At 64.2% G+C, this 24,922-nt stretch carries 22 protein-coding genes, 1 tRNA gene and 1 pseudogene; 10 read left to right on the top strand and 14 right to left on the bottom strand.

The features are described 5' to 3' along the window. Positions 1 to 4 precede the first annotated feature (4 nt). From nuoF to Q0687_RS11595, 11 genes and pseudogenes are all read right to left on the bottom strand, one after another. Positions 5 to 1,330, bottom strand: coding sequence for an NADH-quinone oxidoreductase subunit NuoF (nuoF, locus tag Q0687_RS11645; RefSeq protein ID WP_298876328.1), 1,326 nt, complete (start codon positions 1,328 to 1,330; stop codon positions 5 to 7). Positions 1,331 to 1,345: 15 nt separating this feature from the next. After that, positions 1,346 to 1,510: a hypothetical protein gene (locus tag Q0687_RS11640; RefSeq protein WP_298876326.1), complete on the bottom strand. Its 165-nt coding sequence runs from the start codon at positions 1,508 to 1,510 to the stop codon at positions 1,346 to 1,348. Between the two features lie 38 nt (positions 1,511 to 1,548). Further along, entirely contained in the window at positions 1,549 to 2,160 is a 612-nt protein-coding gene (gene nuoE / locus Q0687_RS11635) for an NADH-quinone oxidoreductase subunit NuoE (protein ID WP_298876323.1), read from the bottom strand. 10 nt (positions 2,161 to 2,170) lie between these two features. After that, positions 2,171 to 3,133, bottom strand: coding sequence for an FkbM family methyltransferase (locus tag Q0687_RS11630; protein ID WP_298876320.1), 963 nt, complete (start codon positions 3,131 to 3,133; stop codon positions 2,171 to 2,173). Continuing rightward, positions 3,133 to 4,329: an NADH-quinone oxidoreductase subunit D gene (locus Q0687_RS11625; protein WP_298876318.1), complete on the bottom strand. Its 1,197-nt coding sequence runs from the start codon at positions 4,327 to 4,329 to the stop codon at positions 3,133 to 3,135. The genes Q0687_RS11630 and Q0687_RS11625 overlap by 1 nt, the downstream gene beginning before the upstream one ends. A 2-nt stretch (positions 4,330 to 4,331) precedes the next feature. After that, positions 4,332 to 4,946, bottom strand: coding sequence for an NADH-quinone oxidoreductase subunit C (locus tag Q0687_RS11620; RefSeq protein WP_298876315.1), 615 nt, complete (start codon positions 4,944 to 4,946; stop codon positions 4,332 to 4,334). Positions 4,947 to 4,957: 11 nt separating this feature from the next. Beyond that, positions 4,958 to 5,545 carry an NADH-quinone oxidoreductase subunit B gene (locus tag Q0687_RS11615; protein WP_298876312.1) on the bottom strand — a complete coding sequence of 196 codons (588 nt, stop codon included), beginning with the start codon at positions 5,543 to 5,545 and terminating at the stop codon, positions 4,958 to 4,960. Further along, complete coding sequence (locus Q0687_RS11610) at positions 5,536 to 5,901, bottom strand: NADH-quinone oxidoreductase subunit A (protein ID WP_092290902.1); 366 nt, start codon at positions 5,899 to 5,901, stop codon at positions 5,536 to 5,538. Before Q0687_RS11610 ends, Q0687_RS11615 begins: the two co-directional genes overlap by 10 nt. A gap of 467 nt (positions 5,902 to 6,368) precedes the next feature. Further along, a complete protein-coding gene (locus Q0687_RS11605) occupies positions 6,369 to 7,505 on the bottom strand; it encodes a PepSY-associated TM helix domain-containing protein (RefSeq protein ID WP_298876304.1) in 1,137 nt (378 codons plus the stop codon). Between the two features lie 22 nt (positions 7,506 to 7,527). Continuing rightward, positions 7,528 to 9,772, bottom strand: a pseudogene (locus Q0687_RS11600) (TonB-dependent siderophore receptor). A 172-nt stretch (positions 9,773 to 9,944) separates the two neighbouring features. Next, complete coding sequence (locus Q0687_RS11595) at positions 9,945 to 10,460, bottom strand: MarR family transcriptional regulator (RefSeq protein ID WP_298876302.1); 516 nt, start codon at positions 10,458 to 10,460, stop codon at positions 9,945 to 9,947. Between the two features lie 202 nt (positions 10,461 to 10,662). Here Q0687_RS11595 and Q0687_RS11590 point away from each other — a divergent pair, with 202 nt between their 5' ends. After that, positions 10,663 to 11,853: an aromatic ring-hydroxylating dioxygenase subunit alpha gene (locus Q0687_RS11590; RefSeq protein WP_298876299.1), complete on the top strand. Its 1,191-nt coding sequence runs from the start codon at positions 10,663 to 10,665 to the stop codon at positions 11,851 to 11,853. A 60-nt stretch (positions 11,854 to 11,913) separates the two neighbouring features. Further along, the gene (locus Q0687_RS11585; RefSeq protein ID WP_363323945.1) at positions 11,914 to 13,206 is read left to right on the top strand and encodes an MFS transporter; all 1,293 of its coding nucleotides are present in this window, start codon (positions 11,914 to 11,916) and stop codon (positions 13,204 to 13,206) included. A 6-nt stretch (positions 13,207 to 13,212) separates the two neighbouring features. Here Q0687_RS11585 and Q0687_RS11580 read toward each other — a convergent pair whose 3' ends face one another. After that, the gene (locus Q0687_RS11580) at positions 13,213 to 14,118 is read right to left on the bottom strand and encodes an alpha/beta hydrolase (RefSeq protein ID WP_298876291.1); all 906 of its coding nucleotides are present in this window, start codon (positions 14,116 to 14,118) and stop codon (positions 13,213 to 13,215) included. 217 nt (positions 14,119 to 14,335) lie between these two features. Between Q0687_RS11580 and Q0687_RS11575 the strand changes: the two genes are divergently transcribed. Further along, entirely contained in the window at positions 14,336 to 14,539 is a 204-nt protein-coding gene (locus Q0687_RS11575) for a hypothetical protein (RefSeq protein ID WP_237861871.1), read from the top strand. 193 nt (positions 14,540 to 14,732) lie between these two features. Here Q0687_RS11575 and Q0687_RS11570 read toward each other — a convergent pair. Next, a tRNA-Asp gene (locus Q0687_RS11570) sits at positions 14,733 to 14,809 on the bottom strand. A 232-nt stretch (positions 14,810 to 15,041) separates the two neighbouring features. On the opposite strand from Q0687_RS11570, the gene Q0687_RS11565 reads away from it, so the two are divergent. Then, positions 15,042 to 15,371, top strand: a complete 330-nt coding sequence (locus Q0687_RS11565; RefSeq protein WP_298876284.1) for an HU family DNA-binding protein — start codon at positions 15,042 to 15,044, stop codon at positions 15,369 to 15,371. 118 nt (positions 15,372 to 15,489) lie between these two features. Beyond that, positions 15,490 to 16,737, top strand: coding sequence for a peptidase T (gene pepT, locus Q0687_RS11560; RefSeq protein ID WP_298876282.1), 1,248 nt, complete (start codon positions 15,490 to 15,492; stop codon positions 16,735 to 16,737). Between the two features lie 11 nt (positions 16,738 to 16,748). Here pepT and Q0687_RS11555 read toward each other — a convergent pair whose 3' ends face one another. Beyond that, entirely contained in the window at positions 16,749 to 17,642 is an 894-nt protein-coding gene (locus Q0687_RS11555) for a hypothetical protein (protein WP_298876279.1), read from the bottom strand. A gap of 445 nt (positions 17,643 to 18,087) precedes the next feature. On the opposite strand from Q0687_RS11555, the gene Q0687_RS11550 reads away from it, so the two are divergent. From Q0687_RS11550 to Q0687_RS11530, 5 genes are read left to right on the top strand one after another with little or no spacing between them, the layout of a single operon-like run. Continuing rightward, entirely contained in the window at positions 18,088 to 18,363 is a 276-nt protein-coding gene (locus Q0687_RS11550) for a hypothetical protein (RefSeq protein WP_298876392.1), read from the top strand. 58 nt (positions 18,364 to 18,421) lie between these two features. Next, positions 18,422 to 19,696 (top strand): divalent metal ion exporter subunit IhpA, encoded by a 1,275-nt coding sequence (gene ihpA, locus Q0687_RS11545; protein WP_298876276.1) that lies wholly within the window; start codon positions 18,422 to 18,424, stop codon positions 19,694 to 19,696. Next, positions 19,693 to 20,670, top strand: a complete 978-nt coding sequence (gene ihpB / locus Q0687_RS11540) for a divalent metal ion exporter adaptor subunit IhpB (RefSeq protein WP_298876273.1) — start codon at positions 19,693 to 19,695, stop codon at positions 20,668 to 20,670. The genes ihpA and ihpB overlap by 4 nt, the downstream gene beginning before the upstream one ends. Beyond that, on the top strand, positions 20,663 to 23,884 hold the full coding sequence (locus Q0687_RS11535; RefSeq protein WP_298876270.1) for a CusA/CzcA family heavy metal efflux RND transporter: 3,222 nt from the start codon (positions 20,663 to 20,665) through the stop codon (positions 23,882 to 23,884). Before ihpB ends, Q0687_RS11535 begins: the two co-directional genes overlap by 8 nt. Continuing rightward, complete coding sequence (locus Q0687_RS11530) at positions 23,877 to 24,854, top strand: cation diffusion facilitator family transporter (protein WP_298876267.1); 978 nt, start codon at positions 23,877 to 23,879, stop codon at positions 24,852 to 24,854. The genes Q0687_RS11535 and Q0687_RS11530 overlap by 8 nt, the downstream gene beginning before the upstream one ends. Positions 24,855 to 24,922: the final 68 nt, after the last annotated feature.

The raw sequence follows: 24,922 nt of genomic DNA, 5'->3' as shown, positions 1-24,922 counted from the left end.
CTCTCTACTCCGCCGCGACCATGTTCACGGGATCGCGGACGCCGGCATCGTCGATGTCGGCCTTGTGCGAATACTGGTCGATGCGCGCTTCGATCTCATGACGGAAATGCGCGATCAGGCCCTGGATCGGCCAGGCGGCTGCGTCGCCGAGCGCGCAGATGGTGTGGCCTTCGACCTGTTTTGTCACCTCGAGCAGCATGTCGATCTCGCGCTTGTGGGCGCGGCCTTCGGCCATGCGGGTCAGCACGCGCCACATCCAGCCCGTGCCTTCGCGGCACGGCGTGCACTGGCCGCAGCTCTCGTGCTTGTAGAAATAGGAGATGCGGGCGATCGAGCGGATCAGATCGGTCGACTTGTCCATCACGATCACGGCCGCGGTGCCGAGGCCCGAGCGCACCTTGCTGAGACTGTCGAAATCCATCGGCGTGTCGATGATCTGCTCGGCCGGCACCATGCGCACGGAGGAGCCGCCGGGGATCACGGCCTTGAGGTTGTCCCAGCCGCCGCGGATGCCGCCGCAATGCTTGTCGATCAGCTCACGGAACGGAATGCCCATGGCCTCTTCGACGTTGCAGGGCCGCTCGACGTGACCGGAGATGCAGAAGAGTTTCGTGCCGACATTGTTCGGACGGCCGATGCCGGCGAACCAGGCGGCGCCACGACGCAGGATGTCGGGCGCAACTGCGATGGACTCGACGTTGTTCACGGTGGTCGGGCAGCCGAACAGGCCGACATTGGCCGGGAACGGCGGTTTCAGGCGCGGCTGGCCCTTCTTGCCTTCGAGGCTTTCGAGCAGCGCAGTCTCTTCACCGCAGATGTAAGCGCCGGCGCCGTGCGCAACGTAGATGTCGAACGGCCAGCCGTTGACGTTGTCCTTGCCGACGAGCTTGGCGTCATAGGCCTGGTCGATCGCGGCCTGCAGATGCTCGCGCTCGCGAATGAACTCGCCGCGGACATAGATGTAGCAGGTGTGCGCGTTCATCGCACAGCTGGCGATCAGGCAGCCCTCGATCAAGAGATGCGGATCGTGCCGCATGATCTCGCGATCCTTGCAGGTGCCCGGCTCGGACTCGTCGGCGTTGACGACGAGATAGCTCGGCCGTCCGTCGGTCGATTCCTTCGGCATGAAGGACCATTTCAAACCGGTCGGGAAGCCGGCGCCGCCGCGGCCGCGCAGGCCCGAGGCCTTCATCTCGTTGATGATCCAGTCGCGGCCCTTGTCGATGATGGTCTTGGTACCATCCCAGGCGCCGCGGCGCCGCGCACCCTCGAGCCCCCAATCATGGAGGCCGTAGAGGTTCTTGAAGATGCGGTCCTTGTCCTCGAGCATGTCAGTGCTTTCCGATCAACGATTGGCCTGCTTGTAGGCAAGCCCGGCGGCGCAGACGGCGAAGGTCAGCGCCCAGAGCAGACTGGATTCCTGCGTCGCGTTCAGCACGAAGCGCTGCAGCAGGAACATGAAGGTGGCAGCGAGCGCGGAGTGCATGGCGACGAAGCCCCATTTGTTCATGGCTTCGCTCCTCCGGTTTGCTTTGGGCGGAAGACCCATCAGGAGGTCTCCTTCAGCGTGGTCGGCCCACCCATCGGTGCGGAGAACTGGCGGCCGTTCTGCGGACCGGGCTTCGGCGGATTGCCCGAAGCAAAACCGTCGAGCACCTTGCCGAAGCTCTCCGCGGTCAGGTCCTCATAGGTGTCCTTGCCGATCAGCACCATCGGCGCGTTCACGCAGGCGCCCAGACACTCCACCTCTTCCCAGCTGAAATTGCCGTCCTTGGAGAGATGGAAGGGATCGTGATGGATGCGGCTCTCGCAGACATGGATGAGGTCTTCGGCGCCGCGCAGCCGGCACGGCGTGGTGCCGCAGACCTGGACGTGGGCCTTCTTGCCGACGGGAGCGAGCTGGAACATCGTGTAGAAGGTCGCGACTTCGAGCACGCGGATATAGGGCATCTCGAGCAGGTCGGCGACGGCGCGGATCGCGGCTTCCGACACCCAGCCCTCGTGCTGCTCCTGGACCCGCCAAAGAATGGCGATCACAGCCGAGGCTTGCCGACCGGCCGGATATTTCGCGATCTGCTGCTTGGCGAACGCGAGGTTCTCCTCCGTGAACGCGAAGCTCGCGGGCTGGACTTCCTTCGGTGCTAATCGGCGAACGGACATGTCTTATCTCTCACTGCATACGGCGCGCGGTTTTGGCATTCAGGGCGTTGATCCTGTCCTGCCAGAACGCGCTTGCGGTGCCGAAAACGTTGTAGCCGACATGGGTCGAGACCTTGATGCGGTCGAGGATCGACAGCTCGGTCACGGTCTCCAGCCGGTTAGTGCTCGGATCGAGCACGATCAGCTTTAGGGGGGTCTGTTCGAGGATGTAGCGCGACACCGCGTGCGAGCGGTCGCTGCCGTGCTCCTCGCACATGATGACGCTGTCGGTTTCGAGCAGCCGGGCGCCGCCCTTGATCGCCTCGATCTCGACGCCCTCGACGTCGAGCTTGATCAGGTATTTGCCCGATGCCGCGATCTTGCCGTCGTCGATGAGGTTATCCAGCGCGAGGACAGGCACTTCCTCACCACCAGCCGATGCATCGCCGGCGATGCTGAAGGCTTCGTGCTTGGTGCCTGACAGACGCGCGGTGCCGCGGGCGGCGCCGATCGCGCATTTCATGGTCTCGAAGCGATTGCCGTTGATATCAGCATTGTTGGCAAGCTTCGGATAGTTCTGGCCCGACGGTTCGATCGCGATCGACTTGTGCGCGCCGAACGGCTTGCTCGACACCAGCACAGACCAGTAGCCGTAATTGGCGCCGCAATCGAGCAGCGTGTAGTCGACGTCGATGGAGTCCGTGAACAACAGCTCCAGCTCGTCCTCGTAATTGTACGAGCGGTTGAGCAGCTTGCTCCAATAGCCGTCGCCGTAGGGGAATTCGAACACGGCGTCCGGGTTCAGCTTGATCGCGATGTTGCGCTCGGGCAGCGTTTTCCGCAGCAAATTCGCGCAGGCGATGTAGCCCATATGCGAGAAGTGCGACGAGATCTTCGATCCCGTCACCAGCGCCAAGGCAGCCGTCCGCTCCCACAGGTTGGCCCCTTCAAGGGCCCCCGAGGCGCGGTCAAACTGGATTGGCGCCTGCGCCATCACCGATCGACCTCTCCGAACACGATGTCGAGCGAGCCGAGAATGGCCGAGACGTCGGCGAGCAGATGGCCGCGGCAGATGTGGTCCATCGCCTGCAGATGGGCAAAGCCCGGCGCTCGGATCTTGCACTTGTAGGGCTTGTTGGTGCCGTCGGAGATCAGATACACGCCGAACTCGCCCTTGGGCGCCTCGACCGCGGCGTAGATCTCGCCTTCCGGCACATGCACGCCTTCGGTGTAGAGCTTGAAATGGTGGATCAGCGCTTCCATCGAGCGCTTCATCTCGCCACGACGGGGCGGCGCGACCTTGTTATCCTCGACGACAACGGGCCCCTTCCCGTCAGGCGCGTTCAGCTTCTGGATGCACTGCCGCATGATGCGCACGGACTGGCGCATCTCTTCCATGCGGATCAGATAGCGGTCGTAGCAGTCGCCGTTCTTGCCGATCGGAATGTCGAAATCCATTTCGGCGTAGCACTCATAGGGCTGCGACTTGCGCAGGTCCCAGGCCGCGCCCGAGCCGCGCACCATCACGCCCGAGAAACCCCACTCCCAGGCTTCCTTCAGCGGCACCACGCCGATGTCGACGTTGCGTTGCTTGAAGATGCGGTTGGCGGTGAGCAGACGATCGAGATCGTCCACGACCTTGAGGAACGGATCGCACCAGGCCTCGATGTCGTCGACCAGCTTCTGCGGCAGGTCCTGATGCACGCCACCGACGCGGAAGAAGGCCGCATGCATGCGGCTGCCCGAGGCGCGCTCGTAGAACACCATCAGCTTCTCGCGCTCTTCGAAGCCCCACAGCGGCGGGGTCAGCGCGCCGACGTCCATCGCCTGCGTGGTGACGTTGAGAAGGTGCGAGAGAATGCGGCCGATCTCGCAATAGAGCACGCGGATCAACTGGCCGCGGCGCGGCACTTCGATGCCGAGCAGCCTTTCGGCGGCGAGGCAGAAGGCGTGCTCCTGGTTCATCGGCGCGACGTAGTCGAGCCGGTCGAAATAAGGGATCGCCTGCAGATAGGTCTTCTGCTCGATCAGTTTTTCGGTGCCGCGATGCAAGAGACCAATGTGCGGGTCGACGCGCGCAACGACCTCACCATCCAATTCAAGCACAAGACGAAGAACGCCGTGCGCCGCCGGATGCTGCGGTCCGAAGTTGATCGTAAAGTTGCGAAGCTGTTCAGGTTGCTCGTTCATGATCAGACCTTCGGTCCTGCTTTTTCATCGCCCGGAAGCACCGGATAGTCAGCGCCTTCCCAGGGAGACAAAAAGTCGAACTTGCGGAATTCCTGGTTGAGCCGGACGGGCTCGTACACCACCCGCTTCTCCTGGTCGTCGTAGCGGACCTCGAGGAAGCCGGTGAGCGGGAAATCCTTGCGCAACGGATGCCCCTCGAAACCGTAATCGGTGAGGATGCGGCGCATGTCGGGATGACCGACGAAGAACACGCCGTAGAGGTCATAGGCCTCGCGCTCGAACCAGTCGGCGCCGGGGAACACCTCGATTAGCGACGGCACCTGCGTGGTCTCGTCGGCCTGGGCTTTGAGGCGAATGCGCGTGTTCAGGGTCGGTGACAGGAAGTGATAGATCACGTCGAAGCGCTTTTCGCGCGACGGATAGTCGGCCGCCGTGATGTCGGTGAAGTTGACGAAACGGCAGTTCGGATCGTCGCGGAGGTACTTGACCACCTCGACGATCTTGCTGGCCTCGACATCAACCGTGAGCTGGTTGAAGACCACATGATAACCGGTGGCAGCGCCCGGAAGCGCGCTCACGATCGTCTGGCCGAGGGCGTCGAGCTTGGCGTCGTCCATGACGTAAAACCTTAGCGTTCGATGGTGCCGATGCGGCGGATCTTCTTCTGCAGCAGCAGCACGCCGTAGAGCAGCGCTTCCGCGGTCGGCGGGCAACCCGGCACGTAGATGTCGATCGGCACGATACGGTCGCAGCCGCGCACGACCGAGTAGGAATAGTGATAGTAGCCGCCGCCATTGGCGCAGGAGCCCATCGAGATGACGTAGCGCGGCTCCGGCATCTGGTCGTAGACCTTGCGCAGCGCCGGCGCCATCTTGTTGGTCAGGGTGCCCGCGACGATCATCACGTCGGACTGGCGCGGCGAGGCACGCGGGGCAAAGCCGAAGCGCTCGACGTCGTAGCGCGGCATCGACACCTGCATCATCTCGACCGCGCAGCAGGCGAGACCGAAGGTCATCCACATCAGCGAGCCGGTACGCGCCCAGGTGATGAGGTCGTCGGTTGCAGCCGTGAAGAAGCCCTTGTCCGACAGCTCGGAATTGACCTCGAGGAAGAACGGATCATTGGCCCCGACCGGCTTGCCGGTCGACGGGTCCAGGATGCCCTTCGGGGCCGGTGCGACGACCGGACCGGAGGACGATACAGGGTTCAATCCCATTCGAGTGCGCCTTTCTTCCATTCATAGGCGAAGCCCACCGTCAGCACGGCGAGGAACACCAGCATGGACCAGAAGCCGGTCGCGCCGAGCTTGCCGAACGCCACCGCCCACGGAAACAGGAACGCCACTTCGAGGTCGAAGATGATGAAGAGGATGGCGACCAGATAGAAGCGGACGTCGAACTTCATGCGGGCATCGTCGAAGGCGTTGAAACCGCACTCATACGCCGACAGCTTTTCCGGATCCGGCTGCTGGAACGCCACGATGAAGGGCGCGATCAGGAGCACGAGGCCGATGATGGCCGCTACCCCTATGAATACGACGAGTGGAAGATAGTTCTGTAGAATGCCGCTCATTGACGAGCCCTTTTTCCCGCAGCCTCGGGACAGCCACGGATTCGTCCGATTTGGAATTATTCTGAGCCTTAGCGCAGTGCACCAATGGGCGCAAGACACGCTCTTTTCAGGCCCTTTGCTGCTCCCAAACCGGCGGAAATCCCGGAATCACCCCGCGCTGGTATGGAGCAGATCGCAGGACCCAGCAAGGCCGGCCACAATTTTGCAGGGCAGCAGTTCTGAGACTGCGGCGCAGAGGCCACGCCGCCTATCCGTCGGTGAAAATGACTAGGTTTTTTGGGTAAGGTGGCTCACCCAAACCCCGGCAACGACCGCCACCGGCGCCCCCACCGTCACCCAGGCGACATACTGGCCAACCGTTCCCCACAGCAACGCAGCCAAGAGACCTGTCACGGTCGCGGCAGCGAGCAGGATAGGTGCCGCAAAGACACGTATCCACAGGCGCGCGCGGTCAGAGGAGCCATGCATCATGACGAGGCCGGGGCTCGCCTGGCGAATGAGTCACTCCCGGCCGGCGCCCTCTTCCGCCGCCGCGCCAGCCAGAGATAGAGCCCGCTGCCGATCACAATGATGGTGAGCCCGTCGAGCGCGGCCCAGATCAGCTTGAGCGGCGTGCCGCCATAATCGCCGAAATGCAGCGGCTGCGAGATCAGCAGCGCCTGGAGATAGAAAGGGAGCGCCCTGGCATCGGCGACCTCCCCGGTTTCACCATCGAGCAGGACCGGCTTGAGCAGCCGAGCCGTCAGGGCCGTGTCACCGCGCATAAAGGCGGCGAAATGGTGTGAGGAGGTGAACGGCGTTCCCGGGAACGCGATGAAAGCGACCTCCATGCCCGGAGCGGCTTGCTTCGCGCACGCCACCACATGGTCGAGCGAGGCGAGATGCACAGGGGGCGGCTTGCCGGCATAGGGCGCTACCATGCTGGCGAGCTCGGTCGCCTTCCACTGGCTGAGCATCAGTTCGGCCCAGGTATTGACGACGCCGGTCAGGCCCACCACCAGCGCCCAGGCCACCGTCACCACGCCGATCAGATTGTGCCAGTCGAGCCAGCGAACCCGGCGCGAGGGACGATCGCGGATGGTGGCAAAGCGCAGACGACGGGTGAACGGCCAGTACAGCACCACGCCGGAGACGATCGCGACGGCAAACAGCATTCCCATCGCGCCGAGGAACAGCTTTCCGGCTTGTCCTGCAAACATGTCGGTGTGGAGCTTGAGCACGATCAGCATCGGCCCGACGCCGACCGGACCGAGCAACCTGGACGAGACAGCGTCGAAAGCTCGTACAGTCGCGTTGTCGGGCGCACCATCAGGTGCGCTGTTGGTGAAGGCCATCACGATCCCGGGCTCGTCCTTGTCCCAGGAAACATACTGCAACACGCGGCCTGGATCGGCGGCGAGCGCGGCGTCGGCGACGACTTGGAGCGTCGCGGGCGCCGCGCTCGCATGAGCTTCGGGCCGGGGGGCGTAGCCCAGGAGCTCATCGATCTCGTGATGAAAGATCAGCGGCAAGCCGGTCAGGCAGAGCAACAGCAGGAACAATGTCGAGGTCAGGCTGGTCCAGGTGTGGATCACGGACCAGAGCCTGACCGTGCGCGCCTTCACAAATCCCTCCCCTCGCCCGATCCTACCATTTGTAGGAGACACTGGCGGTGATGCGGCGACGGTCGCCGTAGAAGCAGGACGAGGCCGAAGCACAGCTCGCAACGTAGATCTTGTCGGTCAGGTTGATCACGTTGAGCGCGGTGCGCCAGTTCCGCCATTCGTAGTGAGCGGCAAGGTCGCCGAGCACGACGGCGGGAACCTCGAGCGTGTTGGCGGCGTCGGCCCAGGACGAGCCGACGTAGCGCACGCCGCCGCCGAAACCGAAGCCCTCCAGTGGTCCGTCCCTGAACGTGTAGTCCGCCCAGCCCGAGACCAGCATCTCGGGCGTGTTGGTCGGCGTCTTGCCGATCAGCGTCGGATCGAGGTCCTTGCTGGTGAACAGATGGTAGGAAGTGAAGGAGCCGATCAGCTTCAGCTCCTTCGTCGCGTTGGCCACCGCTTCAAGCTCGATCCCGCGCGAGGTCACCTCGCCGGTCTGGTTCTGCAGCAGCACATTCGTGGGATCGGTGGTCGCCACGTTCTGCCGCTTCAGGTCGAACACCGACGCCGTGAAATAGCCGTCAAACCCCTTGGGTGCGATCTTTACGCCGATCTCGGCCTGCTTGCCGGTCTCGGGCAGGAACAGCTGGTTCTGCGCGTTGAGGCCGATGATCGGATTGTAGCTCGTCGCATAGGAGACGTAGGGCGCGATGCCGTTGTCGAAATTGTAAATCAGCCCGGCGCGCCCGCTGAATTTGCTGTCGTCGCGTTGGGCCATGTTTGCGCCGGTGTCGCGCGCCGCCTGCGTCGTCTCGACCCAATCATTGCGGCCGCTCAACACCAGCGTGAAGTTGCCAAGATTCATCTGGTCCTGGACGTAGGTGCCGGCCTGCTTCTGTGTGATCAGGAAGTTGCGGAATGGTGCGCCCGTGAGCGGAATGTCCAGGCCATAGGCGGGATTCAAGACGTTGATGGACGGCACGGTGCCGAAGTTGAACGCCTGATAGTCGTCGATCTGATAACCCTTCAGATCAACCCTTCACCGGACCGGTGCCGAAGCGGTACTCCAGCTGGTTGTCGAGATTGGCTTGGTTGGCGGTGTTCTTTGCGTACCAATTGTAGCGGCCCATCGTGGCCGTGTTGATGTTGTCCCAACCGTTGCCGATGAAACCGCGATAGGTCAGGTCGACATGGGCAAAGCGCGCATTCTGCCGGAACGTGAGGTCGTCGGTGAGATTGCGTTCGAACTGGTAGCCGAGCATCTCCTGCTCGCGCGTGAACTTGTCGACGCCGGGATCGCCGGCGAAGAAGCTGGTGGGGATCTTGCCGAACGGCGCGCTTGTCACCGTGCCCTGATAGGGCAGGAAATTGATGCCGCGGGTGTCCTGCTTCGAGGCCGAAGCCAGCACCGTGAACGTGGTGTCGGCATCCGGCTTCCAGGTGAACGACGGCGCGATGAAGTAGTTGTTGTCGGGCGTGAAGTTGACCTGCGTGCCGCCGTTCTGGACCTGGCCGACGATACGGTAGAACAGCTTGCCGTCCTGCTTACCGTCCTGGGCTTGCGTGGCGACGGGGCCGCCGACATCGAAGCCGACATAGGCATTGCCGAAATTGTTGACGCCGGTCTCGACGGTGCGGACCGGCTCGGTCGGCGGCGTCTTGCTGATGACGTTGACGATGCCGCTCGGGCTCGATCCGCCATAGAGCACGGCCGAGGGACCGCGGAGCACCTCGACCCGTTCCATGTTGGAGGGCTGGAGCTTCCAGCTCGCATAGGACGTGTAGAACAGCTGCATGCCGTCGAGGAACAGACCGATATCATCGGACTTGAAGCCACGGATCAGCCACCAGTCGTTGCGGGTATCGGCGCCGAACGTGCCGGCGCGCACGCCGGCGGTGTAGCGCAGCACCTCGTCGAGCTTGTTCGGCTTCTGGTCGCGGATCTGATCGGCGCCGATCACCGACACCGCCTGCGGCGTTTCCATGATCGGCGTGTTGGTCTTGGTGCTGGACGAACTGCGCCTTGCGACGTAGCCCTGCACCGGGCCGCGCGGGTTCTCGACGACACCAACATTGCGTTGCGGCTGTGGCTTGCGGCTATTGGCGACCTGCACCTGGCTCTGCGCGCGGCGCGGCGAAGATGCGGCCGGGCGGCGGCGCTGCTCCGGTGCAGCCACGTTCACCGGCGGCAGGCTTTGCGCGCCTGATGGTGCCGATGATTGTGCAAGCGATGCCTGCGGCATCAAAACCCAAGCGGATGCGGACGCCAATACGGCGGACCGCAGCATTCCAAGACTGTCCAACGCGCCACCCCGATGTGCAACTGCTCGTCATGCCGCCTGTCGCCAGGACGGCATGCGTTGCGGTGACGCTTAGGGGAGCGCGTGCAGTTCCCCTAATTGAAAGCCTCTTAGAGGCTCTCTTAGAAGCGATCCAACATGTCCGGAGATTGCCGAGAGATCAGCGCGAAATCTTCTCGGCTTCGAGCATCGCCTCTGCAGTCGCGGTGAGACGATCGATCTGCGCGAGCAATTTCTCGAGCTCATCGCTGCTCAATTGCGCAAGCAGCATCCTGTTGCGTTCCTGCGCGCCTTCGACGATCACGTCATGCGCGGCGAGACCGGCCGCCGTCAGCGACACCAGCACCTCGCGACTGTCTTTCGGATTTGCCGACTTCGCGATCAGCTTGCGCGCGACGAGTTCCGCCAGCGCGCGGCTGATCTGGCCCTTGTCCTGGCCGACGGCTTCCGCGAGCCGCGCCACGCTCATCGGCGGCCGGCGGCCGAGCGAGGCGACCAGGCCGAACTCGACGGAGGACAAGCCGGCGAGACGCTTGTAGCGCAGGATAGCGCCACGTTTGAGCAGATTGGCCAGCACCATCAGCCGCGACGACAGCATCACGGTGATCGGGGCCGGTGAATGATTGTCGTCCGTATCGGACGATGTCGACCCGTCCCTGCTCGATGTCTGGCTCATTGGCTGGCTCATGGTCCACCTCTGCCAAGAAAGCCCGGACGTGCCAAGTGGTCGTCGAGCCTTGGTAGCGCAACCTCCAAAATCTCTCCCGACCAGGATCCGAGGCGCAAGATCGTTGACATTGTCATCGAATTATTTTTCACTGGGGTCAACGCATCAAAAGCGACCGGGCCACCCAAGGCCTGTGGCGGGAGGACCAGACATGACGATCACCCAGCGGGATCGCGATCTCGGCACGGCCTATGCGATGAAGCCGGCGCATACGCGCACCGAGCTCACCTCGGTCGTGCGCGGCACGCCGATGGGCGAATTGCTGCGCCGCTACTGGCATCCGGTCGGTCTTGTCAGCGACGCCACCGACACCCCGAAGAAAGTGCGCGCGCTCGGCGAGGATCTGATCCTGTTCCGCGACAGGAACGGCCGCGTCGGCCTGCTCCACGCCCGCTGCTGTCACCGCGGCACCACGCTCTATTACGGCAAGGTCGAGGACGATGGCATCCGCTGCTGCTATCACGGCTGGAAGTTCGACACCGAGGGCCATTGCCTGGAGCAGCCCTGCGAGCCCGATGGCGGCCAGTTCAAGGACAAGGTGCGCCAGCCCTGGTATCCGGTCGAGGAACGTTACGGGCTGATCTTCGCCTATATGGGCCCGGCCGGGAAACGCCCGGTGTTGCCGGCTTACGAGTGCCTGGACAACATGGACGACGGCGAGTTCGTCGAGGCCGACGATTCATCGATCGGCGGCGGCGGACCAGCGGTCATTCCCTGCAACTGGCTCCAGCATTTCGAGAACGTTGTCGATCCCTATCACGTGCCTGTCCTGCACGGCTCGTTCTCGGGCCCGCAATTCACCAACATGATGGCCTCGATGCCGGAGGTGACGTTCGACAAGACGCCGCGCGGCATCGCCGTGCGCTCGATCCGCAAGCAGGACGACGGCCGTGTGTTTTATCGCGTCACCGAAGCCGCCCTCCCCACTCTCCGCGTCGTGCCCAATCCGCGCGTCGCACAATTCGCCCGCGTCGAGTCAATCGGCTGGACGCTGCCGATCGATGACACCTCGTTCCGCATCTACGTCGCCGGCCGCGTCAAGACATCAGGCGACATCGGCCGCATGCGCTCGAAGTTCAACGGAAAATTCTGGTGGGACATGACGGAGCAGGAGCACCAGCAATTCCCGGGCGATTACGAGGCCCAGGTCGGCCAGGGCCCGGTGACCGTTCATTCCGAGGAGCATTTCGGCCAGAGCGACCGCGGCATCCTGATGATCCGGCGCATGCTGGGCGAGCAGCTGGAAGCGATGGAAGCGGGGCGTGACCCGATCGGAGTGTCCTTCGAAGCAAGCGCGCCACCGGTGGAATTCGAAGCGGGGAATTACATCCGCGAAGGCTGATCTCCCGCTCCGATCGGGGGCTGGACCGACAACGATAACAAAGACACATTGGGGGGAGCGATGGTCGAGATGACGTCACAAATGTCGGTGCAGACGACCGCCGCGGAGAAACCCACGGCGCGGCGCTATTACGTGCTGGCCCTGCTCACCACCATCTACGCGCTGAACTTTCTCGACCGCACGATCTTCAATGTCCTGATCGAGCCGATCAAGAAGGAGTTCCAGCTCAGCGACACCATGATGGGCCTGCTCGCGGGCTTCGGCTTCGCGCTGTTTTATTCGTTGCTCGGCATTCCCATCGCACGCGTCGCCGACCGGCTCAACCGCCGCAACATCGTGGCGCTGGCGTTCGCGTTCTGGAGCGCGATGACGGCGCTGTGCGGCGCCGCGTCGAGCGTGACGGCGCTCGCGTTTGCGAGGATCGGCGTCGGCATCGGCGAATCCGCGGGCTCACCGGCCTCGCAATCGATCGTCGCCGACCTCTTTGCCAAGAACGAGCGCCCGCGCGCGCTCGGCATCTACGCCATCGGCACCTATCTCGGCGTCTTTCTCGGCTATTTCATCGGTGGCTATATCAACCAGCACTATGGCTGGCGGATGGCCTTCTACGTCGCGGGCCTGCCCGGCATCCTGCTGGCGGCTATCCTGTGGCTGACGATCTCCGAGCCGAAGCGCGGCGCGATGCAGGAAAGCTTCGTGCCCGAGCCGCTCGGACCGACGCTGCGCTTCCTCGCCTCGCAGCAAAGTTTTGTGATCGTGCTGGTCGGCTTCTGTCTCACGACCTACACGAACTACGCCACGGCCGCCTGGATCCCGCCGTTCCTGGCGCGCGTGCATCATTTGTCGAGCGCCGAGATCGGCACCTACGCCGGCACCTTCAAGGGCCTCGCCGGCATGGCGGGCACCCTGCTCGGCGGCTTCATGGTGGCGCAAGTGAGCCGCCGCGACGACCGCTGGAAGCTGTGGGCGCCGGCGATCACCTCGGGCCTCGCCGGCCCCGTCTTTGCTGTGTGCATGCTGACGCAGGATTTTGCGATGATGGTCGCCATGCTGGCGCTGACCTCGTTCCTGGTCGGCTTCCATCTCGGCCCGATCTTTGCGATCGCGCAGACGGTTGCAAAACCGAGCATGCGGGCGCTGGCTTCGGCGCTGATCGCGCTCACCGCGACCTGCTTCGGCCAGGGCGTCGGCCCCCTCGCCGTCGGCGTGGTTAATGACGCGCTGAAGGGCGCGTACGGCGCGGACGCCGTGCGCTATTCCCTGCTCTCGGCGGCAGTCACGACCACGCTCGGCGCGTTGCTGTTCGTCTGGGCGGCGCGGACCATCCGCGCCGACATCGTCAGGGCGAGTTGAGCCCGCTCAGGCGGCCATGAACGCCAGCATGTCCGCAATCACCCGCTCGCCATGTGTCAGCGGCAGCGGATGCGGTCCGCCCTCGTAGATGGTCAGCTTGCTGCCCTTGATCAGCTTTGCAGTCTTGGCGCCGGTCAAGGGCAGCGGCGCGCTGGCATCCTTGTCGCCATGAAGGATCAGCGTCGGGCGATCGATCTTCGCCGCGGCGGCACGGAGATCGGCGAAGCTGATTGCCTTGCGGCACGCCAGCGCCACCGGCAGCGGCACGCTCAGCATCATCTCGCGGATCCAGGTCCGCGTGATCTCCGGTGTCTCGGGCAGGAAGAACGGCGCTTCATTCGCTGCGATCCATTTGGCGAAGTCGCGCGCGACGGCCGCGTTGTCGGCCTCGATCATCGCCATCGGGACCGCATCCGGATTGTCCTCGGTCTTGACCAGGAACGGCGTTGTCGGTGAGACCAGCACCAGCCTTGCGATCCGGTCCGAGCCGTATCGCCCCAGATAGTTCACCGCCTCGTTCGTCCCCATGGAGAAACCGACCAGGGTGACGTCGCTCAGATCGCGCGCCTCGATGATGTCAGCGACGTCATTGGTCAGCGTCTCCAAATCGTAGCCCGATGACGGCATCTCGGACCGGCCGTGGCCGCGCCGGTCGGGCGCGATACAGCGAAAGCCTTTCTCGTTCAGCGCTGCGATCTGGGTGCCCCAGGCGCTGCCATTGAAGGTCCAGGCCGACAGCAGCAGCACAGGCTTTCCGTTGCCCCAGTCCTGCACGAACAGCTTCGTGCCGTCCCTGGCAGTCACATAGGGCGATCGCGCAGCCGGCTGAGCCGCCGCTGACGCGCTGGCGCCCGACGTCGCCGCCAAAGCGGTTCCGAGAAAACTGGCTTCGAGCACGGTTCGACGGTTCATGATGCTTCTCCCTCGCCGGATTGTTCGCGGCCGATGGGAGCGATCATGACGAACGGACGGGGCATGTGCGATTACGCGGCAGGTAAGACTGCGCGATGGAAAGCAGCAAAATTGCCACAGATGAAACCATTTTGCGGAACCCGCGAAACGATCCGGAAACAGATGGTCCTTAAGACATGAAGCTACAGACGGCGCCAAAGCCCGTCGGGAGGCTTCGATGAACCACTCAATTCACTCTGCAGATCGGGGTACCCACCTGAAGATCGTGGTGGTGGCGCTGGTGGCCGGCATCGCTGTGGCCGCTTTCGGGATCGCAGCCCGCACCAATGCCGAATTCAGCCAGACCGCCCAGTCCACCCACGTGATCAAGGCCGGCAAGCCGGTGGCGATCACGAGCTCGGGGACCTCCGAGATCCGCTGATTGCGAGAAAAAGGTCCGATTTGGAATGCAATGGCCGCCTTGGGCGGCCTTTTGCTTTCCGGCGTCAGCTGAAGATCAGCGTCCAAGACTTTGAGAGACCAAGTGAATTCATCGCCCGACGGCCAGAATCGCACCGCAGCGTGGTGTGGATTCTGATGTCGGATGCGAGGGGGCTGAAGAAGTCCGCCAAAAATGGCGCGAGAGACGGGGCTCGAACCCGCGACCTCCGGCGTGACAGGCCGGCGCTCTAACCAACTGAGCTACTCCCGCGTGACGCGATGTCCGCGGAACGAGGGGGGACTTAAAGGCGTGACATTGTGAAGTCAAGGACGTTGGCATCCACAGCCGGAATAGTCCCGTGTCGCACCGTCAACGTGCGGGGATCAGCCCTTCCTCGCCCCGCGATGTAGTCAGTCCGGTCCCGAATCGTCTACGCCTTCCGTCACTTGCAAGGTTCCGAGGCCCTCTCCCCGTGACCCCGCAAGAATCGAGGAGGCCAGACATGGGTAAGAAGGACTCGGGTAAGAAGGATTCGGCGAAGAAGGCAGCCGCTCCCGCCACCGTCACTCTAAAGCACCTGGCCGCCGATATCGCGGAAAGCCAGGACCTCTCGAAGAAGCGCGCCGAGGCGGTCCTGACCGACATGGTCGACCTGATCACCAAGCACCTCAAGAAGGGCGACCGCGTCCGCATCGTCGGGCTCGGCATCCTCCAGGTCCGCAAGCGCGCCGCCCGCACCGGCCGTAATCCGGCCACGGGCGAAGCCATCCACATCAAGGCCAGCAAGAAGGTCGCGTTCCGCCCGGTCAAGGAGCTGAAAGAGGCGATCTGAGCGCTTACGCTTCGTTAAGCCTGACCGGCGTCGCTGGTGCCGCAACGCCGCCCGCTTTCTGGTATACCCGCTGCTTCCCAACACCTGCTCCCCCAAAGCCCCGGCGGTTTGACCAGAAATGTCCCTGACCTTCACGCATACCGTGACCGAGCGCTTCCTGCGCTATGTCACCATCGACACCCAATCCGATCCGCATTCCCCGGCCTCGCCCTCGACCGAGAAGCAAAAGGATCTCGGCCGCGTTCTCGTCACCGAGCTGAAGGCCATGGGCATCACGGATGCTCATCTCGACGATTATGGCTACGTCTACGCGACGATCCCGGCAAACACCGACAAGAAGGTGCCGGTGATCTGCTTCTGCTCGCACATGGACACGTCGCCCGACGTCACCGGCAAAGGTGTCAAGCCGCAGGTCGTGAAGAACTATCGCGGCGGCGACATCACCTTGCCCGGCGACATCACCCAGGTGATCCGCTTCACCGAGCATCACGCGCTGAAGAACCAGATCGGCAACGACATCATCACCACCGACGGCACCACGCTACTCGGCGCCGACAACAAGGCAGGTGTCGCCGAGATCATGGATGCCGCGCATTTCTTCATCAACAATCCCGATGTGAAGCACGGCACCATCAAGATCCTGTTCACGCCGGATGAAGAGATCGGCCGCGGCGTCGACAATGTCGACATCAAGAAGCTTGGCGCCGACTTCGGCTACACCATGGACGGCGAGAGCGCCGGCAGCGTCGAGGACGAAACCTTCTCCGCCGACGGCGCCACCATCACCATCACGGGCGTCAGCGCGCATCCTGGATACGCCAAGGGCAAGATGGAGCACGCCATCAAGATCGCCGCTGCCATCGTCGAGCGTCTGCCGAAGGAGGGCTGCTCGCCCGAGACGACCTCAGGCAAGCAGGGCTTCTTGCATCCGGTCGGCATCGAAGGCGCGCTGGAACAGGCGAGGCTCTCCTTCATCGTCCGCGACTTCACCGAGGAAGGGCTGAAGGAAAAGGAGGCCCTGCTCGAGGGCATCGTCAAGGACGTGATGAAGGACTACCCGCGCTCGACCTACAAGTTCGAGGTGCGAGAGCAGTACCGCAACATGAAGCAGGTGATCGATCGGTACCCGCATATCCTCGAATATGCGATCGAGGCGATCCGCCGGGCCGGCCTGCGCCCGATGCGCACCGCGATCCGCGGCGGCACCGACGGCTCGCGCCTCTCCTTCATGGGCCTGCCCTGCCCCAACATCTTCGCCGGCGAGCACGCGTTTCACTCGCGGCTCGAATGGGTGAGCCGGCAGGACATGGAAAAGGCCGTCCAGACCATCGTGCATCTGGCGATGATCTGGGAGGAGAAGGCCTAAGGCCTTCTCCTTTACGGCACCGGCATCGCGCGCCGCCTGCGATGGAAGCGGTTGGAGCTTGCCATCCAGTTCGGCAGCGGCTCGCCATCGCGGTGCCGCCCACCCGCCACGGCCGCGGCCCAGGCCACCGCGGCGCCGATCAGCGCCGCCGCTGCAATCGAGAAGGCGACGATCACGGAATTGCGCCTGGCGCGGCTGATTGCGGCATGGGCCTCGACGATCGAAGCATCGACACGCCGTTCGGCGTCGGGCGCACCCAATCCCGTCAGCGCGGCAACCTGCTGAATCAGATAGGCGCGATCATCGACGCTGATGCCACTGTGGCTCGATGTGGTCATCAGAATACGGCCGGCTTCGGCACGGGCTTCCCGCATGTCGGTGTTAGGTGGCCGGCGTGGGGCGCGGAATAGCTTGTCGAGCTCATAGCTGAGCAAAGGCTCGGCGGAGGTCGCATTGCCGGCTCCGCTGCGCATCGGAGACCGGTCGAGCGCCGCCGCACCGATGATCGCCAGCAGCGCCGCACCGATCAACACGGCGAGCGCCCATGACGTCAGCCCGTGCAGCCCGTCGCGCCGCTCGCCGTCCTCCTCGATCGTTGCCAAGGCGGGCGCCGGCCGAGCCGTGCGGCCGGCGATGTAGCCGCCGAAGCCAAAACTGACGATCGCCTGGATGATCAGATACAGTCCGGACAACAGAGCCAGCGCGGACGAGGCATCGCGCCAGGTCGGCGAGGCCGAGCTGACACCGAGGCCGATGGCCACGCCAAAGCTGACCAGAATGAACGACATTGCGCCCGACGCAAAAGCGCCGGCGATGACGGAGCTCCACTGGATGCTCCGCCGCTCCTCGGCGGCGATGAAGCCGCCCTCCGTCACATTATCCTGCATGAGAGTTTCGATCGCCATAGCAGGTCTCTCAACGCAGGCCGAAGAACGACAAGATCGCCATGATCACGACGATCAGGCCGATCAGATAGATCAGTCCGTCCATAGTCCCTTCCTCCTCATCAGCTCCGGGGCGCTAATGAGGGGGAGCGGAGAACGTTCCTAAATTTTGCAAGCGGTGCGGAACGAACCAGCGGGACCTGAATTGTCTCTGCAAGTCCCAACGGATGAAGATTGTGAGCACAAGAGGCCTCAGCCGGTTAGCCCCAGGCTGGGGCCTTTTCGTTCTTGCCGTGCGACATCGAGTTCCCCACACGTAACAATGTTGCGGGTCGACACTGTTCCGGCAGTCATGCTACCGGAGGCGGATCAGGAACTGAGTGATTTCGTGCCCGCGATCAGCCGCCCCCGTAGCTATTGGACCCTGCGCAGCTGGCGCGGGCTGGTGGCTGTCGCGGTTGCAACGATGTACCTGCTTGCGGGCGTGCTCCATGGCGCGCACGACATCGATGTCACCAGCCCCTCAGGCGGCTCGGGGATCGCATCGTTCCTCGACCATGGAGGCCATAGCGATCACAAGGCGCTGGCAGGCCATCACTGCCACGGCTGTTTTTCCGTCGCTGTCGTGCAGCCGCAGCAATCCGACGCGATTGCAGATCTCATGGCCGCGCCGGTTCAGCAACGCGTGTCGGCGCTGATCGGAATTGCTTCCGATACGGACTCCCCGCCCCCCAAGTCCTGATTGAACTGATCAGCCGGGCGCCGCGCGCCCATGATGCTCTTGTTCACAGGTCACCTTCATGTCTTGCCGACGGACGGCCGCGCGCCTTGCGTGCGCGATGGCTATTCTCATCAGCCCATCTCAGGTGCTGTCTTCGCACGCCCAGACCCTGACCATGCGCGCCGCGCTCTCGCGCGCGCTGGCCGCGAGCCCCCGCCTCACGGCGGCGGAGCGTGATGTCGGTATCGCCACCGGCCAGCGCATCCAGGCCGGCGCCCTGCTCAATCCGGAACTGTCCTATGAGCAGGACAATTCGTTTGGCTCCGGCATCTATCGCGGCACGAAGTCGGCCGAGACCACGCTCCAGATCAGCCAGGCCTTCGAGTTGTTCGGCAAGCGAGATGCCCGAATTGCCGCGGGCACGGCCGGCATCGAAGTTGCGGCGATCCAGCGCAAGGCGACCAGACTGGAAGTGCTGTCTGAGACCGCGATCGCCTTCCTCAGCGTGCTCAGTGCGCAGCGGCGGATCCAGATCCTCGACGAGCAGGTCGCGGCAATCGATAGACTGACGCCGCTGCTGCATCGCCGCGTCGAGGCCGGGGCCTCCTCTCCGGCCGAGACCGGCCGCGCCGAGGTTGCCTCCGCGCTGGTGAAAGCCGACCGCGAGCGCTTCAAGGCGATGCTGGCGAGCGCCCGGCGCGAGCTTGCGGTGCTGATGGGCGATCCCCTGGCAAAATTCGGCGAGGTCTCCGGCCGGCTCGACATCACGGGACGGCCGCCGACCTTCCAGTCGGTGGTCACAGCCATCGATGCCAATCCGCAGCTGGTGCGCTGGACCGCGGTTTATGCGCAGCGCAATGCCGAGCTGCTGATGGCCCGGCTCAAACCCTATCCCGACGTCAGGATCGCGGCCGGCTGGCGTCATTTCAATGAGACCAATGACGACGCCGTGCGTCTCACCGTCTCGGTGCCGATCCCCGTATTCGACCAGAACCAGGGCAACATTCTCTCGGCGCAGGAAAGCCTCGCCAAGACCCGGGCCGAGCGCGAGGCCAACCGCAACACGCTGATCGTGGTCGCCGGACGCGCCTATGACTCGGTCCAAGGCTCGCTGCGTGAGCTCGCTGTGTTGCGCGAGACCGCCATCCCCAAAGCAACTGAGGCGGCCGAGGCGATCTCGCAAGGCTACGGCCAGGGTCGCTTTACCCTGCTCGAAGTGCTCGACGCCCAGGCGAGCGTGACGCAGGCGCGGCTCCGCGAACAAGAGGCGCTGCAGAACTTCCACGCAGGCGTCGCGACCATCGAAGGCCTCGTCGGCAATCCCTTTGCGCTGGCCCGGGAGAGCGCGCGATGAAGACATCCTCGACCCTTGTCATTGCCGTCATTGCCGCCGCGCTCGGCGCTTACGGCTATTCCATGCTTGCGGCAGCCAGGGTGGCCCCAACCGAGCACGCCGAGGAGAAGAAGCCGGAGAAGCCGAACGATCATGTCGAGCAGGACGAGCATGGCGCCGACCGCATTCGTATCTCCGACGTCAAGCTGGCCGCCGCCGGCGTGACGCTGGCGGAAGCCGCGAGCGCCACGCTGACCGACACGCTCTCCTTCAACGGCATCCTGCGCGCCAACCAGGAAGCGGTCGTGCAGGTCACCCCGCGCTTTCCGGGCCTCGCAAAATCGATCCAGAAGCGCATCGGCGACAAGGTCGGCAAGGACGACCTGCTCGCGAGCATCGAGAGTAACCAGAGCCTCACCGTCTACGAGCTGAAGGCGCCGATACCAGGCACCATCATCGACCGGCAGATTTCGCTCGGCGAATATGCCTCGGAGCAGAAGCCGGCCTTCGTCGTCGCCGACCTCTCGACCATCTGGGTCGACCTCTCGATCTACCGGCAGGACCTCAAGCGGGTGCGCCTCAGCGACGAGGTGCTGATCGATCCCGACGACGGACGCGGCGATATCAAGGGCAAGATCTCCTACATCGCGCCGATCGGCTCGAGCGAGACCCAGACCGCGCTCGCCCGCGTCGTGCTGCCAAATCCCGACGGACGCCTGCGTCCCGGCCTGTTCGTCACGGCGCGGCTGGTCCTCGCCGCCCGCAATGTCGCGGTCGCGGTTCGGCGCAGCGCGATCCAGACCCTGGAGAACAGGACCATCGTCTTCGTGCGCGAGGACAGCGACAAGATCGAGGCGCGCCCGGTTGAGCTTGGCGATTCCGATCCGCAATTCGTCGAGATCAAAGCGGGGCTCACCGTGGGAGAGCATTACGTCGCGGACAACAGCTTTGTCGTGAAGGCCGAGATGGGCAAGGGAGACGCCGATCATGATTGACGCGCTCCTCTCTTTCTCTGTCCGCCAGCGCTGGCTGGTGGTGCTGCTTGCGCTCGCAGCCGGCGCCTTCGGTGTCTGGAATTTCACCCGTCTGCCGATCGATGCCGTCCCTGATGTCACCAACGTTCAGGTGCAGATCAACACGCGTGCGCCGGGCCTGTCGCCGCTCGAGGCCGAGCAGCGCATCACCTTCCCGATCGAGACCGCGATGGGCGGCCTGCCAAAACTCGATTACACCCGCTCGATCTCGCGTTACGGCCTGAGCCAGGTCACGGTCGTATTCCAGGATGGGACCGACATCTATTTCGCGCGGCAGCTCGTCAACGAGCGCATCCAGCAGGCCAGGGATCAATTGCCTGCCGGCACCGAAGTCGCGATGGGACCGATCTCGACCGGGCTCGGCGAGATCTATGTCTATTCGGTCGAAGCCAAGGCCGGCGCGAAGTCGCCGAGCGGCGCCGATTTCACGCCGACGGAACTCCGCACCATCCAGGACTGGATCATCAAGCCGCAGTTGCGCACCATTCCCGGCGTGATCGAGGTCAACTCGATCGGCGGCTATGAGCGGCAATTCCACGTGCTGCCGATCCCCGGCCGCCTGATGGCCTACAAGCTCGGCTTCCGCGACATCATGACCGCGCTCGCGGCCAACAATGCCAATGTCGGCGCCGGCTATATCGAGCGCAATGGCGAGCAATATCTCGTTCGCGCCCCCGGCCAGGTTGCCGACATCGCCGATATCAGCGACATCGTGATCGGCTCGCGCGGCGGCGTACCGGTCCGCATCCGCGACGTCGCCGAGGTCAGGGAGGGTCAGGACCTGCGCACCGGCGCGGCCACGGCGAACGGCAGCGAGACGGTGCTCGGGACGGCCATGTTGCTGATCGGCGAGAACAGCCGCGCGGTGGCCCAGCGCGTCGCCGCAAGGCTGGGCGAGATCGCGAAATCCCTGCCCGACGGTGTGATCGCGCACGCAGTCTACGACCGCACGCATCTGGTCGAAGCGACCATCCAGACCGTCGAGAAAAATCTCGTCGAGGGCGCTGCACTCGTCATCGCGGTTCTATTCCTGATCCTCGGCAATATCCGCGCCGCGCTGATCACCGCCTGCGTCATCCCGCTCTCCATGTTGTTCACCATCACGGGCATGGTCGAGAGCAAGGTGAGCGCCAACCTGATGAGCTTAGGTGCCATCGACTTCGGCATCATCGTCGACGGCGCGGTCATCATCGTCGAGAACTGCCTGCGGCTGCTGGCTTTCGAGCAGCACCGGCGCGGCCGGTTGCTGACGCTGGAGGAACGGCTCCAGACCATTGCCGAGGGGAGCAGCGAGGTGATCAAGCCGAGCCTGTTCGGCACGCTCATCATAGCCGTGGTCTACCTCCCGGTCCTGACTCTGACCGGGACCGAGGGCAAGATGTTCACGCCGATGGCGCTGACCGTGCTGATGGCGCTCGCCGGCGCCGCGCTGCTGTCGGTCACCTTCGTCCCGGCCGCGGTTGCGATCTTCGTGACCGGCAAGGTCTCGGAGACGGAGAACATCTTCATGCGCGCGGCGAAGCGCGTCTATCTGCCGCTGCTCGATCGCGCCATCCGCTATCGGCGCAGCGTCGCGCTCGGCGTCGTGCTGATCGTCGCCGCCAGCCTGTTTGCCGCAACGCGGATGGGCGGCGAGTTCATCCCGAGCCTCGATGAAGGCGACATCACCATCGAGACGATCCGGATTCCCGGCACCAGCCTGACCCAGAGCGTCGACATGCAGTTGCGGCTGGAGAAGGCGGTGAAGCAGGTTCCGGAGGTGGCAACCATCTTCTCCAAGATCGGCACCGCGGAGATCGCCAACGATCCGATGCCGCCGAACGTCGCCGACACCTATGTCACGCTGAGACCGCGCGAGGAATGGCCCGATCCCGCCAAGCCGAAGAATGAGGTGATCGAGGCGATCGAACGCGCCGCCAACACCCTGCCCGGCACCGCCTACGGCATGACCCAGCCGATCCAGATGCGCTTCAACGAGCTCATCGCCGGCATCCGCAGCGACGTCGGCGTCAAGATTTTTGGCGACGATCTCGATGTGCTGGCCAATGTTGCGCAGCAGGTCAATGGCGTCGTGCGTGGCATCGAGGGCGCGGCCGACGTCAAGACCGAGCAAATCGCGGGCCTGCCGATCCTCACCGTCAAGCTCGACCGCCAGGCGCTGTCACGCTACGGCCTCAGCCTCAGCGAAGTGCAGAACCTCGTCGAGATCGCGATCGGTGGCAAACCGGTCGGAAAGCTGTTCGAGGGCGACCGCCGCTTTGACATCGTGGTGCGGCTGCCGGAGAGCCTGCGGGCCGACCCTGACGCGATCAGATCGCTGCCGATTCCGCTGCCGCCGGCCGAGGATGCAGCGACCGTCACGAAAACCGCCTGGTCTGGCGCATCGGGTTCGGCGCTCCGCTATGTGCCGCTGTCCTCCGTGGCCGCGATCGAGATCGCGCCCGGCCCCAATCAGATCAGCCGCGAGAACGGCAAGCGCCGCGTGGTTGTCATGGCCAATGTGCGCGGGCGTGACCTGCGCTCCTTCGTGACGGAAGCGCAAGCCGCCCTTGCCGAAAAGGTCAAGCTGCCGCCGGGCTACTGGATCGGCTGGGGTGGCCAGTTCGAACAACTGGTCTCCGCCAGCAAGCGGCTGACGATCGTGGTGCCTGTGGCGCTCGCGCTGGTGTTCCTGCTGCTGTTCATGGGAATGGGATCGGCGGCGGACGCCGCACTGGTGTTCTCCGGTGTGCCGCTGGCGCTGACCGGCGGTGTCGCAGCGCTCCTGCTGCGCGGCATTCCGCTGTCGATCAGCGCCGGGGTCGGCTTCATCGCGCTGTCAGGCGTCGCCGTGCTCAATGGCCTCGTCATCATCGCCTTCATCGAACGGCTCCGCAGCGAGGGGCGTCCGGTCGCCGAGGCCGTGCGCGAGGGCGCGTTGACACGGCTGCGCCCGGTGCTGATGACGGCGCTGGTTGCCTCCCTCGGCTTCGTGCCGATGGCGCTTGCGACCGGCGCCGGTGCCGAGGTGCAGCGGCCGCTCGCCACCGTCGTGATCGGCGGCATCATCTCTTCGACCGTCCTGACATTGCTGGTGCTGCCAGCGCTCTATCTGCTGTTCCGGCGTGACGGCGCGGGCGAAACGCCTACAATGGCACCTGATTTGACTGAAGCCGGGAGCGCCAGGTTTGGGTAGCCACGACCATCACGGTCATCACCACCATGACCACGACCACGCGCATAATCACGGCCACGATCATTCCCAGGGTCACGGTCACGCGCATGTCCATGCGCCCGCCAATTTCGGCAAGGCGTTCGCGATCGGCATCACGCTCAACACCGCGCTGGTCGTGGCTGAGGCGGTCTACGGCTATCTCGGCAATTCCACCGCACTGCTCGCCGACGCCGGCCATAATCTGTCCGATGTGCTCGGCCTCGTCGTGGCCTGGGGCGCCTCGGTCGCGGCAAAGCGCGCGCCGAGCGGCCGCTTCACCTATGGCTTTCGCGCCTCCACGATCCTCGCGGCACTCGCGAATGCCGTGTTTCTCCTCGTCGCAACCGGCGCAATTGGCTGGGAGGCGATCCTGCGGCTGCGCGAGCCGGAGCCGGTCGCGGGTGTGACCGTGATGGTGGTCGCCGGCATCGGCATCCTCGTCAACGGCTTTACCGCGATGCTGTTTGCGAGCGGTCGCAAGGACGACATCAATATCGAGGGCGCCTATCTGCACATGGCTGCCGACGCCGCGGTCTCACTCGGCGTCGTGATCTCGGCGGCGCTGATCATCTGGACCGGATGGCTCTGGCTCGACCCCGTCACCAGCCTCGTCATCTGCGCCAGCATCCTTTGGGGCACGACCAACCTGTTGCGCGGCTCCATCGACATGTCCATGGCGGCCGCGCCCAGGGGCACCGACCTCGCCGCGATCAAGGCGTTCCTGCTGGCGCGTCCCGGCGTCTCGGCGATCCACGATCTCCACGTCTGGCCGATTTCCACCACCGAGACCGCGCTGACCTGTCATCTCGTGATGCCCGCAGGCACCGTCGATGCGTTCCTGATGGAGACCGCGCAGCAGCTGAAGACGAGCTTCCGCATCGGCCACACCACGCTGCAGATCGAGAGGCATCCGGATAACGGATGTGCGCTGGCGCCCGACGATGTGGTGTGAGGGTCCCAATCTCTCACCGTCACCCTGAGGTGGCCGCTTCTTCAGCGGCCCTCGAAGGGCGACGGCCC

The organism is uncultured Bradyrhizobium sp., from assembly GCF_936928535.1.
GTDB lineage: Bacteria > Pseudomonadota > Alphaproteobacteria > Rhizobiales > Xanthobacteraceae > Bradyrhizobium.
This window is presented reverse-complemented; position numbering and strand designations above follow the sequence as displayed.

Excerpts from the sequence above, each read along its gene's own strand:
- Q0687_RS11610 (WP_092290902.1), bottom strand. The coding sequence starts at position 5,901 with ATGAGCGGCATTCTACAGAACTATCTTCCACTCGTCGTATTCATAGGG.
- ihpB (WP_298876273.1), top strand. The coding sequence starts at position 19,693 with ATGAAGACATCCTCGACCCTTGTCATTGCCGTCATTGCCGCCGCGCTC.
- Q0687_RS11575 (WP_237861871.1), top strand. The coding sequence starts at position 14,336 with ATGAACCACTCAATTCACTCTGCAGATCGGGGTACCCACCTGAAGATC.
- Q0687_RS11535 (WP_298876270.1), top strand. The coding sequence starts at position 20,663 with ATGATTGACGCGCTCCTCTCTTTCTCTGTCCGCCAGCGCTGGCTGGTG.
- Q0687_RS11640 (WP_298876326.1), bottom strand. The coding sequence starts at position 1,510 with ATGAACAAATGGGGCTTCGTCGCCATGCACTCCGCGCTCGCTGCCACC.
- Q0687_RS11555 (WP_298876279.1), bottom strand. The coding sequence starts at position 17,642 with ATGGCGATCGAAACTCTCATGCAGGATAATGTGACGGAGGGCGGCTTC.
- pepT (WP_298876282.1), top strand. The coding sequence starts at position 15,490 with ATGTCCCTGACCTTCACGCATACCGTGACCGAGCGCTTCCTGCGCTAT.
- Q0687_RS11590 (WP_298876299.1), top strand. The coding sequence starts at position 10,663 with ATGACGATCACCCAGCGGGATCGCGATCTCGGCACGGCCTATGCGATG.
- Q0687_RS11615 (WP_298876312.1), bottom strand. The coding sequence starts at position 5,545 with ATGGGATTGAACCCTGTATCGTCCTCCGGTCCGGTCGTCGCACCGGCC.
- Q0687_RS11595 (WP_298876302.1), bottom strand. The coding sequence starts at position 10,460 with ATGAGCCAGACATCGAGCAGGGACGGGTCGACATCGTCCGATACGGAC.
- ihpA (WP_298876276.1), top strand. The coding sequence starts at position 18,422 with ATGTCTTGCCGACGGACGGCCGCGCGCCTTGCGTGCGCGATGGCTATT.
- Q0687_RS11585 (WP_363323945.1), top strand. The coding sequence starts at position 11,914 with ATGGTCGAGATGACGTCACAAATGTCGGTGCAGACGACCGCCGCGGAG.
- nuoF (WP_298876328.1), bottom strand. The coding sequence starts at position 1,330 with ATGCTCGAGGACAAGGACCGCATCTTCAAGAACCTCTACGGCCTCCAT.
- Q0687_RS11550 (WP_298876392.1), top strand. The coding sequence starts at position 18,088 with ATGTACCTGCTTGCGGGCGTGCTCCATGGCGCGCACGACATCGATGTC.
- Q0687_RS11625 (WP_298876318.1), bottom strand. The coding sequence starts at position 4,329 with ATGAACGAGCAACCTGAACAGCTTCGCAACTTTACGATCAACTTCGGA.
- Q0687_RS11630 (WP_298876320.1), bottom strand. The coding sequence starts at position 3,133 with ATGGCGCAGGCGCCAATCCAGTTTGACCGCGCCTCGGGGGCCCTTGAA.
- nuoE (WP_298876323.1), bottom strand. The coding sequence starts at position 2,160 with ATGTCCGTTCGCCGATTAGCACCGAAGGAAGTCCAGCCCGCGAGCTTC.
- Q0687_RS11565 (WP_298876284.1), top strand. The coding sequence starts at position 15,042 with ATGGGTAAGAAGGACTCGGGTAAGAAGGATTCGGCGAAGAAGGCAGCC.
- Q0687_RS11580 (WP_298876291.1), bottom strand. The coding sequence starts at position 14,118 with ATGAACCGTCGAACCGTGCTCGAAGCCAGTTTTCTCGGAACCGCTTTG.
- Q0687_RS11620 (WP_298876315.1), bottom strand. The coding sequence starts at position 4,946 with ATGGACGACGCCAAGCTCGACGCCCTCGGCCAGACGATCGTGAGCGCG.